At 42.0% G+C, this 13,119-nt stretch carries 15 protein-coding genes; 14 read left to right on the top strand and 1 reads right to left on the bottom strand.

Annotated elements, in window-relative coordinates:
- Positions 1 to 303 precede the first annotated feature (303 nt).
- The 11 genes from BLW54_RS19310 (at position 304) to rsmI (ending at position 7,875) form a co-directional block, all read left to right on the top strand.
- On the top strand, positions 304 to 486 hold the full coding sequence (locus BLW54_RS19310; protein ID WP_035511749.1) for a sigma factor G inhibitor Gin: 183 nt from the start codon (positions 304 to 306) through the stop codon (positions 484 to 486).
- 249 nt (positions 487 to 735) lie between these two features.
- A complete protein-coding gene (locus BLW54_RS19305; RefSeq protein ID WP_083391580.1) occupies positions 736 to 2,160 on the top strand; it encodes an aminotransferase class I/II-fold pyridoxal phosphate-dependent enzyme in 1,425 nt (474 codons plus the stop codon).
- A 2-nt stretch (positions 2,161 to 2,162) separates the two neighbouring features.
- Entirely contained in the window at positions 2,163 to 2,792 is a 630-nt protein-coding gene (gene tmk / locus BLW54_RS19300; RefSeq protein ID WP_035511752.1) for a dTMP kinase, read from the top strand.
- A 54-nt stretch (positions 2,793 to 2,846) separates the two neighbouring features.
- Positions 2,847 to 3,176, top strand: coding sequence for a cyclic di-AMP receptor DarA (gene darA, locus BLW54_RS19295; protein WP_035511753.1), 330 nt, complete (start codon positions 2,847 to 2,849; stop codon positions 3,174 to 3,176).
- A gap of 18 nt (positions 3,177 to 3,194) precedes the next feature.
- Positions 3,195 to 3,635, top strand: a complete 441-nt coding sequence (locus BLW54_RS19290) for a YaaR family protein (protein WP_035511756.1) — start codon at positions 3,195 to 3,197, stop codon at positions 3,633 to 3,635.
- Between the two features lie 13 nt (positions 3,636 to 3,648).
- Complete coding sequence (gene holB, locus BLW54_RS19285; protein ID WP_035511758.1) at positions 3,649 to 4,635, top strand: DNA polymerase III subunit delta'; 987 nt, start codon at positions 3,649 to 3,651, stop codon at positions 4,633 to 4,635.
- A 7-nt stretch (positions 4,636 to 4,642) separates the two neighbouring features.
- On the top strand, positions 4,643 to 5,470 hold the full coding sequence (locus tag BLW54_RS19280) for a PSP1 domain-containing protein (protein WP_035511760.1): 828 nt from the start codon (positions 4,643 to 4,645) through the stop codon (positions 5,468 to 5,470).
- A 15-nt stretch (positions 5,471 to 5,485) separates the two neighbouring features.
- Complete coding sequence (gene yabA / locus BLW54_RS19275) at positions 5,486 to 5,836, top strand: DNA replication initiation control protein YabA (RefSeq protein ID WP_035511761.1); 351 nt, start codon at positions 5,486 to 5,488, stop codon at positions 5,834 to 5,836.
- A gap of 159 nt (positions 5,837 to 5,995) precedes the next feature.
- Entirely contained in the window at positions 5,996 to 6,739 is a 744-nt protein-coding gene (locus BLW54_RS19270; RefSeq protein ID WP_035511762.1) for a tRNA1(Val) (adenine(37)-N6)-methyltransferase, read from the top strand.
- Complete coding sequence (locus tag BLW54_RS19265) at positions 6,729 to 7,019, top strand: GIY-YIG nuclease family protein (RefSeq protein WP_035511764.1); 291 nt, start codon at positions 6,729 to 6,731, stop codon at positions 7,017 to 7,019. The genes BLW54_RS19270 and BLW54_RS19265 overlap by 11 nt, the downstream gene beginning before the upstream one ends.
- The gene (rsmI, locus tag BLW54_RS19260) at positions 6,997 to 7,875 is read left to right on the top strand and encodes a 16S rRNA (cytidine(1402)-2'-O)-methyltransferase (protein ID WP_074736318.1); all 879 of its coding nucleotides are present in this window, start codon (positions 6,997 to 6,999) and stop codon (positions 7,873 to 7,875) included. The genes BLW54_RS19265 and rsmI overlap by 23 nt, the downstream gene beginning before the upstream one ends.
- A gap of 211 nt (positions 7,876 to 8,086) precedes the next feature.
- Here the strand turns inward: rsmI and abrB are convergent, their stop codons facing one another.
- Positions 8,087 to 8,362, bottom strand: a complete 276-nt coding sequence (gene abrB / locus BLW54_RS19255) for a transition state genes transcriptional regulator AbrB (RefSeq protein ID WP_035511769.1) — start codon at positions 8,360 to 8,362, stop codon at positions 8,087 to 8,089.
- A 416-nt stretch (positions 8,363 to 8,778) separates the two neighbouring features.
- On the opposite strand from abrB, the gene metG reads away from it, so the two are divergent.
- From metG to BLW54_RS19240, 3 genes are all read left to right on the top strand, one after another.
- Entirely contained in the window at positions 8,779 to 10,734 is a 1,956-nt protein-coding gene (gene metG, locus BLW54_RS19250) for a methionine--tRNA ligase (RefSeq protein WP_035511770.1), read from the top strand.
- Between the two features lie 96 nt (positions 10,735 to 10,830).
- Positions 10,831 to 11,601, top strand: a complete 771-nt coding sequence (locus BLW54_RS19245; protein ID WP_035511771.1) for a TatD family hydrolase — start codon at positions 10,831 to 10,833, stop codon at positions 11,599 to 11,601.
- 211 nt (positions 11,602 to 11,812) lie between these two features.
- Positions 11,813 to 13,087 (top strand): G5 and 3D domain-containing protein, encoded by a 1,275-nt coding sequence (locus tag BLW54_RS19240; RefSeq protein WP_035511772.1) that lies wholly within the window; start codon positions 11,813 to 11,815, stop codon positions 13,085 to 13,087.
- Positions 13,088 to 13,119: the final 32 nt, after the last annotated feature.

The following is a 13,119-nucleotide window of genomic DNA, read 5'->3' as shown; positions in this document are numbered from 1 at the left end:
CAGTTAAGCTCTTCAGCGCCGATGGTAGTCGGGTTTACCCCCGTGAGAGTAGGACGCCGCCATGTCATTCAACAACCCTTCAGGATTCTTTCCTGAAGGGTTGTTTTTGTATGGATGAATGATAGATTACCTTTCCAAGTCTAGGCAAAGCCCCACCTCTTTGGCACCTCTCTCTTAGGAATTTAATCAGGAAATTTCCTTTCATTCTTGGTACTCTATCTTTTTAAGAAATGATGTATAAGGTTGATAGATTGGGAGATACTATAAATAAAGCGCGTCGGAACAAAGGGAGGTGGAAATAGAATGAGTCATAAAGATCATTGCAGTATCTGTGAGAAAAAAACGGAAAAAGGAATTTATTTATTAAGGGTCTATATTTGTGAAGAATGTGAAGAAGAAATGATTAATACACCTGCGGATGATCCAAAGTATGAGTATTTTGTGAAACGAATGGCAAAAGCACACAAATCTATGATTCCCTCTTAATATAATACAGGGCAGCTATGAAGAATACAGCTCCACCTTCAATGGGTGGAGTTTTTTTGTTTGCGCTATCAGGAATTAGCCTTATTAAGTGTTAATCCGTCCGTGCCTACCCCCTCTATGATATCAGATTGGTCATGTGGATGATCGACAAGCCTTTTAGGGGGAAGAATTGCTTGTGTATTTGTTTCACTCTCATATTGCTTGCTGAAGGCTTTTTATGTACGCTTGTACATGGAAGAAGGTGTTCATTTGAGTAGTACCAATCAGCCGCTTTACGAAGCGCTTAAAAGAAATATAAGCAAAAATCCGATGTCTTTCCACGTACCTGGACATAAGTACGGGAAAGTGTATGGAAAAGAATCAATGGTTCATTTTCAATCGATATTAGATATTGATGCAACCGAAGTGAATGGCCTGGATGATCTTCACGCACCTGAAAAAGCAATTCGAGAAGCTCAGGAGTTAGCTTGCCATTTCTTTAATTGCGACCATACATTCTTTCTTGTTAACGGAACAACTGTAGGAAACTTGGCAATGATCTTGGCTGTTTGTCGCCCTGGGAATCAAATAATTGTTCAGCGAAATTGTCATAAATCTGTACTGAATGGTTTAGAGCTGGCAGGTGCCTCCCCTGTTTTCCTTAGTCCACGTTACGAAGATGAAACGGGGAGGTATAGTCGAGTTTGTGTAGAGGACGTAGAGCAAGTTTTGAAGCAATACCCTGAAAGTAAAGCTGTTTTTCTTACTTATCCGGATTATTTTGGAAGGGTTTATAACCTAGAAGAAGTTGCACGTGTGGTTCATAAATATAATATCCCATTGCTTGTTGATGAGGCACACGGAGTCCATTTTCAACTGGAAGGTCCATTCCCTAAGCCTGCTTTAGCTGCAGGGGCAGATGTTGTGACACAGTCTGCACATAAAATGGCTCCTGCTATGACAATGGCCTCTTATCTACACATCCAAGGAGAAAGGGTCGATACAAATCGGATTCGTCATTATTTACAAATGCTTCAATCAAGCAGCCCATCCTATCCTCTGATGGCAAGTTTAGATATAGCAAGGTCCTACTTATCCTCCTGGGGAACGGAGGATTTAAATCTTCTCCTCCCCTATATCAATCGAGTAAGGGAGATTTTTTCTTCCTATCGACATAGATGGGAAGTGAAATCGACCAGAGGCCATGATCCCTTGAAACTAACACTGGATGTGAAGAAGGGAACCGGATTTGAGGTAGCTAATATTATGGACGAGTCCGGAGTCATTCCGGAAATGGCAACTTCCAGCCAAGTCCTTCTAGTACTCGGTTTGGCCCCAAGTGTTAATCTAGAACAATTGGAGTTTCGTCTGAGGACCGTGGATTACCAATTAAAAAAGGTTCCCGACCGTGCTACAATAAGAGAGGATCAAATCCCGTTTCCAACGATTCAACAATTGGAACTCAGCTACTCTGACATGCAGGGGAGGAACGTGGAAAAGGTTAAGTGGGTGGAAGCAGAAGGACGTGTAGCTGCAGAAGCCTTGATTCCGTATCCACCGGGTATTCCTTTAGTCATGAAAGGGGAGCGTATAGGTGAAAAGCAAATCCATAACGTGCAGAACTTAATAAAGCAAGGGGCGCGTTTTCAAAACATAGACATGAAACAAGGAATTCTTGTTTTTAAAGGAGAATGAACGTGAAAGGGTTGTTTGTAACATTCGAAGGTGGCGATGGTGCTGGTAAATCCTCTATTTTAAAAGAAATGGGTCAAGAGTTAAGAGAAGAGGGGTTTTCTGTTCTCGAGACAAGGGAACCCGGTGGTATCCGGATCGCCGAAAAAATAAGAGAAGTCATCCTGGACCCTTCCCACACGGAGATGGATGGGCGTACAGAAGCACTTTTGTATGCAGCCGCAAGGAGACAGCATCTAGTAGAAAAAGTGATTCCTGCCTTAAATGAAGGGAAGATCGTGCTTTGTGACCGGTTTGTAGATTCAAGCCTTGCTTATCAGGGAGCTGCTCGTGAGCTTGGTTTGGATGAAGTGTATAAAGTGAATGAATTCGCCATTGATGACTGCATGCCGGATTTAACATTGTTATTTAACATCAAACCAGAAGAAGGCCTTGAGAGAATTGCTGCCAATCAGGGGAGAGAAAAGAACCGTCTGGATCTTGAACGTATTGATTTTCATGAGAAAGTGTATGCGGCCTATCACCAATTAGCTGAAAAATATAAGGACCGTATAAAAGTTATAGAGGCCGGCCGGCCTTTTGAATCTGTGAAAGAGGATGCTTCCCGAGTATTAAGGGGATACTTGACATCATAAACTCTGCCTATTTGTTATAATAGGATAAAACACCCAATAGGAGGGTATGTTGGCATGAAAATGATCATTGCGGTGATTCAGGATAAAGACAGCAATCGTTTAACTGAGGCTTTAGCAGAGAATGATTTTCAAACGACGAAACTATCTACAACAGGTGGTTTTTTAAGAGAAGGCAACACAACGTTCATGATTGGTTGTAATGACGACGAAGTGGACGATGCTCTTGATATTATTAAGAAAAACTGCAGCCAGCGTGAACAGATGGTTGCTCCAATTTCTCCAATGGGGGGAAATGCTGACTCTTATATTCCAAAACCGGTGAAGGTCGAGGTGGGAGGAGCCACTGTTTTCATCCTGCCGGTCGATTCTTTCTTCCAGTTTTAAATAAGAAGGGACTCTAGTATGAAGATCAGTCAGGATATACGTGCACAGATAGATGGGAGGAAGAAGCAACCCCCTCATCAATTAAACGGGAAACCTAATTTCGATGCGATGGTCCAATATCAATCCAGACAGCTTCAGGAAGCCCAGTTAAATCAATTGATGAAGAACATTACGTCACAGGGAGAACGGGTCGCTAGGGCCCGTTCCTTCCGTGATTTGGCGAAATACAAACGTTTGATTAAAGAGTTTATGAAGGACTCTGTTCAGTATGGGAGGAAATTAAAGCATTCCCATAGTTGGAACGCTTACGGTCAGACCCGCAAACTGACGATTGTTGAATCTGTTGATGAGAAGCTTGCTGAGCTGACAGAGGCCGTTATGGATCAGGAAAAGCGTACCGTCGTTCTTTTAGGACTGATCGGTGAAATCAAGGGTTTGCTGATTAATTTATACACGTAAGGACGGAAGTAGTATGCAGACGTGGACACAAATGAAAGACATTCAGCCTTTAGCTGCCCAAATGCTGGTGAATAGTTTTAAAAAAGATCGTATCTCCCATGCTTATCTTTTCCAAGGGAATCGTGGAACAGGGAAAAAGGAAATGAGTACCCTTTTTGCGAAGAGCATTTTTTGCAAACACCGGGATGGAGAAGAACCTTGTCAAAATTGCAGGGACTGTCATCGGATTGACTCTGGTAACCATCCGGACCTTCATTGGATTGAGCCGGATGGACAGTCCATAAAGAAAGAACAAATTCTCCATTTGCAGAAAGAATTTACGTATACAGGTCTGGAATCAAATAGAAAAGTATATATCATTGTTGATGCTGACAAAATGACGGTGAATGCTTCCAATCGTTTGTTGAAATTTTTAGAAGAACCGAGTCAGCAAACGACTGCGATGCTATTAACAGAAAGTGGTCCAACGATACTGGATACGATTCGCTCCCGCTGTCAGTTACTGGCTTTTCAACCTTTGAACCCGGCCCGTGTCCAGGAAAAATTAGCCGAAGCGGGTGTTTCAGAGTCTAGCGCAAGACTGCTTTCATCATTAACGAATAATCTTACAGAAGCGCTTGAGATGAATGAAGATGAGTGGTTTGCGAATGTGCGAAAACTAGTGATACAATTAATTGAAGTGCTTCAAAATAAACCAAATGAAGGACTTTTGTTTATCAACTATCAGTGGATGCCTCATTTTAAGGATCGTACGCAGTTGCAGCGTGGTCTCGATGTACTGATGCTCTGGTTCCAAGATGTGATTAACCTGTTATTGGACCGGGAAGAAACAATTGTTTTTACAACAGAGAGAGAAAAACTGAATCAGGCGTCCATGAGGTGGTCACGTCAGTCTGCAGCACGCTCTTTAACGGATATTCTTGAGGCGAAACGAAAGATAAATCAAAATGTCCATCCTAATTTAGTGATGGAACAACTTACCCTTCAACTACAGAGGTGATGATCGAATGATCGAAGTTGTAGGTGTCCGATTTAAGCAGGCGGGTAAGATATATTACTTCGATCCAGGGGGATTGCGGATGACGACAGATGATTATGTCATCGTTGAAACCGTACGCGGGATCGAATTCGGAAAAGTTGTCATTGCTAATAAATCCATAGATGAAGAAGACGTTGTTTTACCTCTTAAGAAAGTCATCCGTATGGCAGATGATAAAGATAAAGTGACGGTGGATGAAAACAAAGACAACGCTCTCGAAGCTTACCGGGTTTGCGAAAAGAAAATCCGTGAACATAAATTGGACATGAATCTTGTTGATGTCGAATACACGTTTGATCGTAACAAAGTCATATTCTACTTTACGGCGGATGGCCGTGTGGACTTCCGTACATTAGTTAAAGATCTTGCGTCTGTGTTTAAGACGAGGATTGAACTTCGCCAAATCGGTGTAAGGGATGAAGCGAAGATGCTCGGGGGGATCGGGCCATGTGGACGGATGCTTTGTTGCTCAACGTTTTTAGGTGATTTCGAACCTGTTTCTATAAAAATGGCCAAAGACCAAAATCTATCACTCAATCCTGCGAAGATTTCCGGGTTATGCGGCCGGTTAATGTGTTGTCTCAAGTATGAAAATGATGATTACGAAAATGCGAAAAAAGAGCTTCCTGACCTTGGTGAAAGTATTGCCACATCCTTCGGAAAAGGGAAAGTCGTTGGTCTCAATATGTTGGAACGTATGGTACAGATTGAATTCCGCGACAAGGAGCGTGTCCTTGAATACTCTCTTCAAGAACTGATCGATGAGGGAGTTCTTCAAACCGAAGCCTCAGAATAAAGGGTGGAGACGAGCGTGAACAAGAAAGCCATATTTGAACAAGTATCCCATTTTGAAAGCCAAATCGGTGAGCTATATGAACAACTTGGCGATTTAAAAAAACAGCTTGCCTATCTCTTAGAAGAAAACCAACATTTATCGCTTGAAAATCATCACTTGCGACAACGGTTAGAGAAAGAGGAAGAAAAAGAACAAACAGTCTCATCATCAGAGCCAAAACAGGACAAGGGTGCAGTCGTTGGAGAAGGTTATGATAATCTGGCACGACTATATGAAGAGGGCTTTCATATTTGTAATCTGCATTTTGGCAGTCCTAGAGATGAAGATTGTCTGTTTTGTTTATCTTTCTTGAATAAAAAGAAATAATTCCAGGTCCAAGCCTTTCCTTGCTCATCCGAGGAAGGGCTCTCTTTATATCCATACTCTTTTCCCATCCATCATCTGCTCAAAAAAATGTCTCGAAACATATTTGGATGAGGGAGCTATTCATAATAAAGGTGGAAAAGATAGAAAGGAAAACATTAGATGGTTCAATTATACGGTGATGAACGAATCGATTTTTTATTAGCGAAAGAGAATATGCGGATTATTCAGAGTCCCAGCGTGTTTGCTTTTTCACTAGATGCTGTTTTACTGGCTGATTTTACATACGTACCCAAGACACGTGGTAAGATCCTTGATTTATGTACAGGGAATGGGGTGGTCCCCCTATTTCTTTCTACACGGTCAAAAGTTCCAATCACAGGCGTTGAAATACAGGAACGACTTTATGATATGGCCCTTCGCAATATTGAACTAAATGGGTTAAAGGATCAGCTTAAGATCATTCACGGGGATTTGAAAGAAATGCCTGCTTATTATGGAAATGATAAATTTGACCTTGTGACATGTAATCCCCCTTATTTCCCTACTCCTAAGGCGGATGAACAAAACTTGAACCAACATCTGGCGATTGCCCGTCACGAGATCCATTGTAGTCTTGAAGAAGTCATAGATTCATGCAGCCGCCTTGCAAAATCTGGAGGTAAAGTGTCTATGGTGCATCGGCCGGAACGGTTGGTAGAGATTATCCAGCTATTCAACAAATATAAACTGGAACCGAAGCGGATGCGTCTTGTCTATCCGAAAGAAGGAAAAGAAGCTAATATTCTTTTGATTGAAGGTGTGAGGGACGGTAAGCCTGGCCTAAAAATCCTTCCTCCATTATATGCCCTCACGAAAGAAGACGAATACACGGCGGAACTAAAGGAAATTCTTTATGGAGAATAACCATTTTGTCTATATACTTAGATGTAATGATGAGACACTTTATACAGGTTACACAAATAATCTGGAAGCCCGGCTTGAGAAACATCAAAACGGAAAAGGTGCCAAATATACTAGGGGAAGAGGTCCCCTTGTTTTAGAAGCTTATGAAGAGTTTCAAACGAAATCAGAAGCTCTGCGTCAGGAGTACCGAATGAAGCGGATGACAAGGAAAGAGAAAGAACAGTGGATCCAATCCAGAAAAAAAGGAGTAAAGATGAATGAAGGTTCAAAAGAGCTTTAATCATAGTGTAAACAAAGGGATCATTTATATCGTCCCTACTCCGATCGGAAACTTGGAAGATATGACTTTTCGCGCGGTGAAGACTTTGAAGGAAGTGGATTTGATTGGAGCAGAAGATACGAGAAATACAAAAAAGCTGCTTAATCATTTTGAGATATCTACGTCATTAGTTAGCTATCATGAACACAATAAACATTCAAAAGGGCCGCAGTTAATCGACAGGGTACTTGGCGGGGAGAGTATTGCCATCGTCAGTGATGCCGGGATGCCTGGAATTTCAGACCCTGGAACGGATTTGATACAACGAGCCGTGGAAGTAGACATTCCAGTTGTTGTACTTCCAGGGGCGAACGCAGCTCTACCGGCTCTTGCCGGTTCAGGATTACCGACAGAAGAGTTTTATTTTTGTGGGTTTTTACCACGGAAAAAGAAAGACCGCTCCTCTGTTTTGGATCAACTCCAAGCGATTCAAGCTACTTTGATTTTTTATGAATCACCCCATAGATTGAAAGAAATGCTGAGTCATATGTACGAGGTATTTGGAGCGAGAAAGGCTTCATTAGTCCGGGAATTAACAAAACGTTATGAAGAATATGTGCGAGGCGATTTAGGAGAACTGGTGGATTGGGCATCCACCCAGGAAGTCCGTGGAGAGTTTTGTGTCATTGTTGAAGGCGGACAGGGCACAGATAGCGAAGTAGATAGCTGGTGGACATCCCTTTCTCTTGTCGATCATGTCGATCATTACATGGAGGAAGAAGGAATGAGAAATAAAGAAGCTATTAAACAGGCCTCTTTAGATCGGGGAATTCCTAAAAGGGAAGTGTATCAAGCTTATCATGTGGATGAAAAATGAGGATTACCGTTATTTTTCCGCGCGCACGAAGTTAAAACGGCATCGCCCCTCGTTGGGCGGAGAAATCGTATATTAAGGTAAAAGTCCATTAAAAACCCCTTACTGTCAGGCCTGTGAACAGTAAGGGGGTTTCTTTAACATATGTCAATGAGTCAAAATTCTTTTTTGTATAACCAGTCAATCGTCTTTTGTTATTTATCTCTATGATTATTTACTTTAGGTTGTCTTGTAGTTCCTGAAGAAGCATTTGAGCGCCTTCTTTGCTAAGGACAAGGTTGCCATTTGCCAGTTTCAAATTCTCATCTGAAACTTCCCCTGTGACATGGCAAGTCATGTTGGGTTTATATTTCTTAAGAACGATTCGATCATCGTCCACATAAATCTCCAACGCGTCTTTCTCATTGATTCCTAATGTACGACGAAGTTCAATCGGGATGACCACGCGACCGAGTTCGTCCACTTTACGTACGATACCTGTAGATTTCATTTTTCTGTCTCCCCTCAATCAAAAGTTTTTCTGTCATGTTTCGACATATGTCTCGACAATATAGTACCAACCATTCCCAGACGTGTCAATTACTAATAAAGGCATAAGAATTTCCAAATCCATATACTGGACAAGGTATATAAAAAGTGTTAGAAAAGCGTTTTCCACAGGCCTCTTCCTCTAACGCCAAAAGTTACCTATCCCATATTTGGTTGGTTTATCCAATTTCACTTTATACATATCATTTTACCAGAGTATTTACAGATGTGGAATTATAATGTTTGGTTCTTTTGACAGTTTTAAGTAAAATTCGGTATATTTTAATGTTAGGAATGGAAATAAAGGAGATAAATCGATAGAATGATACCATGACCTTTTATGGCGTATGGTATGAAGATTTTTGAGGAGGGAACAGGATGCCTGAGGAAAACAAGACCTTTTATATTACTACACCTATCTATTATCCCAGCGGGAATTTGCATATTGGACATGCATATACGACAGTAGCGGGGGATGCTATGGCTCGCTACAAGCGTTTACGAGGATACGATGTCATGTATTTGACAGGAACGGATGAGCACGGCCAAAAGATTCAGCGGAAAGCAGAGGAGAAAGGTGTTTCTCCACAAGCGTACGTAGATGAGATTGTGAGTGGAATTAAACAGTTGTGGGATAAGCTCGACATTTCATATGACGACTTTATTCGTACGACACAAGATCGCCATAAGGTAGTGGTGGAAAAGATTTTTGATTACTTAATGAAAAAAGGCGACATTTATTTGGATGAGTATGAAGGATGGTATTGTACGCCGTGTGAATCCTTCTTTACAGAACGACAGCTGGAAGACGGCCGCTGTCCGGACTGTGGTGGCGAAGTAGAAAAAGTAAAAGAGGAATCTTACTTTTTCAAAATGAGTAACTACGTGGATCAATTATTGGAGTTCTATGAAAAGAACCCGACCTTTATCCAGCCGGAAAGTCGTAAAAATGAGATGATCAATAACTTCATTAAGCCTGGCCTCGAGGACCTTGCTGTCTCGCGTACGACCTTTGACTGGGGAATCGGTGTGCCTGGGAATGAAGAGCACGTCATTTATGTTTGGATTGATGCGCTAAGTAACTACATTACAGCGCTTGGTTTCGATAGTGAGGATGACTCCCGCTACCAAAAGTTCTGGCCGGCAGACGTCCAGCTGGTTGGGAAAGAAATCGTCCGTTTCCATACTATTTACTGGCCGATTATGCTGATGGCACTGGATCTTCCGTTACCGAAAAAGGTATTTGCACACGGATGGATTCTTATGAAAGATGGAAAAATGTCCAAGTCGAAAGGGAACGTTGTTGATCCGGTGCAGCTGAGTGATCGCTATGGTTTGGATGCCCTCAGATATTACTTGCTCCGTGAAGTGCCGTTCGGATCTGATGGAGTGTTTACACCAGAAGCATTCGTTGAGCGGACTAATTATGATCTTGCAAACGATTTAGGGAACCTATTAAACCGTACAGTCGCCATGATCAGTAAATATTTCGATGGTGAAATCCCAGAATTGGAGTTGGGAGAAGACTCATTTGATCAAAATCTTGAACAAATTGCGGAAGAAACAAGAAAGTCAGTAGAAGATTCCCTTGAAAATATGGAGTTCTCTGTAGCTCTCTCGAATCTTTGGAAATTTGTCAGCCGAACAAACAAATATATCGATGAAACTCAGCCTTGGGTCCTTGCTAAAGATGAAAACCAAAGACAACGGCTTGGGAATGTTATGGCTCACCTGGCAGAGTCGCTTCGTCAGATTGGTGTCATGTTACAACCATTCTTAACCCAAACCCCTGAACGGATCTTCCAACAATTGGGTGTGACAGCAGACGATCATAAGGCTTGGGACAGTTTGAACGAGTTCGGGCGAATTCCAACAGGTACAAAAGTACAGAAAGATCAACCTATCTTCCCTCGCCTTGATGCCGAGGAAGAAACACAGATCATCAAGGATATGATGAAGAAACCAACCCCTCCAAAAGAAGAAAAGAAAGAGGAGGAACAGGTCGATTCCGAAGAAGTAACGATTGATGATTTCATGAAGCTTGATTTCCGTGTAGCTGAAGTATTGAAAGTAGACAAGGTGAAAAAAGCAGATAAACTCTTGAAAATTCAATTGGACCTTGGTTATGAGCAGAGACAAGTCATCTCCGGAATTGCTCAACACTACGCACCAGAAGATCTTGTAGGTAAAAAGGTCATTTGCGTAGCTAATCTTAAGCCGGTCAAACTTCGTGGTGAATTATCACAAGGAATGATCCTTGCTGGTGAAGATGAAGGCGGTCTATCTTTAGCCTCCGTAGATCAGGCATTGGCGAATGGTACGAAAGTGAAATAACGTTCAAATAAAAAGGGAAAGCTCTTAACAGCGCTTTCCTTTTTTTAAATGGAGACTTTATAAAAGAGAAGTAATCAAGATAGAGGTGGGGTATGGATGCTATTTGATACACATGTTCATTTGAATGCAGATCAATTTGAAGAGGATCTGGAAGAAACGATTGAGCGGGCTCGTGAAGCAGGAGTCCACTATATGACAGTCGTTGGGTTTGATAGAAAGACCATACCGAAAGCCATGGAGCTTGCAGAGAGGTATGAACATATATATGCCGCTGTCGGATGGCACCCTGTAGATGCCATTGATATGACGGAAGAAGACCTCCAGTGGATTGAAGAATTGTCCGCACACCCTAAAGTGGTAGCAATTGGTGAGATGGGGCTTGATTATCATTGGGATAAATCCCCGAAAGAGGTTCAGAAAGAGGTATTTCGAAAACAAATCCGATTGGCGAAGAAAGTGAACATGCCAATCATTATTCATAACAGGGAAGCGACAGAAGATATTGTTGATATACTAAAAGAGGAAAATGCAGCAGAAGTGGGAGGGATTATGCACTGCTACAGCGGTCCTGTTGAGACGGCTCATGAATGTATTCATATGAATTTCATGATTTCTCTCGGAGGTCCTGTTACGTTTAAGAATGCCAAGTTACCGAAGGAAGTGGCTAAATCAGTCGAATTAAAACACTTGTTAGTTGAAACAGACTGCCCATTCCTTGCTCCACATCCAAATCGTGGAAAGAGAAATGAGCCCGCTTACGTGAAACTTGTGGCCGAACAAATTGCGGAACTGAAAGAAGTATCCTATGAAGAAGTGAGCAGGGTGACGACATCGAATGCTCTCGAATTTTTTGGAATTCAGTCGTAAAGAAGGGGACTTTGGCAGCTATGTTACAAACATCGTCCAATTGTATGGGAATTGTAACATGTCTGTTATGTTAATTATCTAGGTAAAATAGCATAATAGAGGAGTCAGTGATGGTCAAACTGGCTCCTCTTTTTGCTTTAAGGAGATTCATTTGACACGGGTTTGTCACTTGACTACAATAAAACGCGTGCTTTAGAAAGGAGGCCAAAGGATGAAAATAGGGAATAGATTAAAGTCAGCCATTAGTCACATGATGGTATGGGCAACTGTGATTGCCGTCCTATGCATCGCCTTTTTAGTAACCGTTTCGTATGAAGCTACCAAAGCTTCCGTGCAAGTGACACAAAATGGACAGAAAGAACTGATACGCACTCATGCAGATACTATCGAAGAATTATTATCAGAACTCGGTGTCACTGTTCAGCAACATGATGAATTATCACATAAGTTAACCGATCCGGTTAAGTATGGAATGGATGTCACTTACATAGCATCTAAGTCTATCAATCTAGCCATCGATCGTAATCATAGAGAGCAATACTATACAACAGCCTCTACCGTAGGGGAATTCTTTGAGCAGGAGGGTCTTGAGTTCGAGGAGAGGGATGAAGTCTCCCACGACCAAGACACCCGTATTGAACAAGGGATGGATATTGAAGTCCAAAAAGCGTTCCAAGTTACCTTAAAGGATGGAAAGGATTCCGAAAAAGTTTGGAGCACGGCCTCAACTGTATCTGAACTACTTGAAGATCAGGGGGTTGAACTTAACAAGCTTGATGAAATGAATCTTGATCCAAATGATCCACTCCCATCTGATAAACCAGTAACCATTACCAGGGTTGAAAAAGTGACTGATATCGTGGAAGAGGAAGTGGACTATACAGTTGAAACGAAGAAAGACGGCTCTCTTCCGAAAGGAGAAAAGAAAGTGGTCTCCTCTGGTGAAAAAGGGTTAGTCACCAAGGAATATGAAGTGGTCCTTAAAAACGGGGAAGAAACGAGCAGGGAGCTAGTGGAAGAGAACGTGGAGAAGGAAAGTAAAAAGGAAGTGGTTGCTTTAGGTACTAAAGTGGAGGAAAAAGCGACTGCTTCTGCTTCTACACCGTCTTCCAGCTCTTCCTCCAGTGTGTCAAGTTCATCTAAAAGTACGGCTTCACAGGCTTCAACCACAGTATCAAGGAACGATACAAGCGGAGCAAAAACTTTGTATATGCATGCGACTGCCTATACAGCCGATTGTTCAGGGTGTTCTGGAGTCACGGCAACAGGAATCAATTTAAAGGCGAATCCTGACAAAAAGGTCGTAGCTGTTGACCCTAGCGTTATTCCATTAGGGAGCCGCGTTTGGGTGGAAGGATATGGCCATGCCATTGCTGGAGATACTGGTGGAGCTATTAGTGGGAATCGTATTGACTTGTTTGTGCCTTCGAAAAGCCAGGCTCTAAACTTTGGTTCAAAAAATGTGAAAGTGAAAATACTAGATTAATGAAGATAGCAGAGGACTGTTCCTCTGCTTTT

Source organism: Halobacillus karajensis (assembly GCF_900108515.1).
Lineage (GTDB): Bacteria > Bacillota > Bacilli > Bacillales > Halobacillaceae > Halobacillus > Halobacillus karajensis.
Note: the sequence above shows the minus strand (reverse complement) of the source record. Positions and strands in the feature narration are given on the sequence as shown.

Bases quoted from the DNA above. Each gene is read 5' to 3' on its own strand.
- BLW54_RS19240 (WP_035511772.1), top strand. From the start codon at position 11,813: ATGAAAATAGGGAATAGATTAAAGTCAGCCATTAGTCACATGATGGTA.
- BLW54_RS19245 (WP_035511771.1), top strand. From the start codon at position 10,831: ATGCTATTTGATACACATGTTCATTTGAATGCAGATCAATTTGAAGAG.
- holB (WP_035511758.1), top strand. From the start codon at position 3,649: ATGCAGACGTGGACACAAATGAAAGACATTCAGCCTTTAGCTGCCCAA.
- BLW54_RS19265 (WP_035511764.1), top strand. From the start codon at position 6,729: ATGGAGAATAACCATTTTGTCTATATACTTAGATGTAATGATGAGACA.
- BLW54_RS19290 (WP_035511756.1), top strand. From the start codon at position 3,195: ATGAAGATCAGTCAGGATATACGTGCACAGATAGATGGGAGGAAGAAG.
- rsmI (WP_074736318.1), top strand. From the start codon at position 6,997: ATGAAGGTTCAAAAGAGCTTTAATCATAGTGTAAACAAAGGGATCATT.
- metG (WP_035511770.1), top strand. From the start codon at position 8,779: ATGCCTGAGGAAAACAAGACCTTTTATATTACTACACCTATCTATTAT.
- BLW54_RS19280 (WP_035511760.1), top strand. From the start codon at position 4,643: ATGATCGAAGTTGTAGGTGTCCGATTTAAGCAGGCGGGTAAGATATAT.
- darA (WP_035511753.1), top strand. From the start codon at position 2,847: ATGAAAATGATCATTGCGGTGATTCAGGATAAAGACAGCAATCGTTTA.
- BLW54_RS19270 (WP_035511762.1), top strand. From the start codon at position 5,996: ATGGTTCAATTATACGGTGATGAACGAATCGATTTTTTATTAGCGAAA.
- abrB (WP_035511769.1), bottom strand. From the start codon at position 8,362: ATGAAATCTACAGGTATCGTACGTAAAGTGGACGAACTCGGTCGCGTG.
- BLW54_RS19310 (WP_035511749.1), top strand. From the start codon at position 304: ATGAGTCATAAAGATCATTGCAGTATCTGTGAGAAAAAAACGGAAAAA.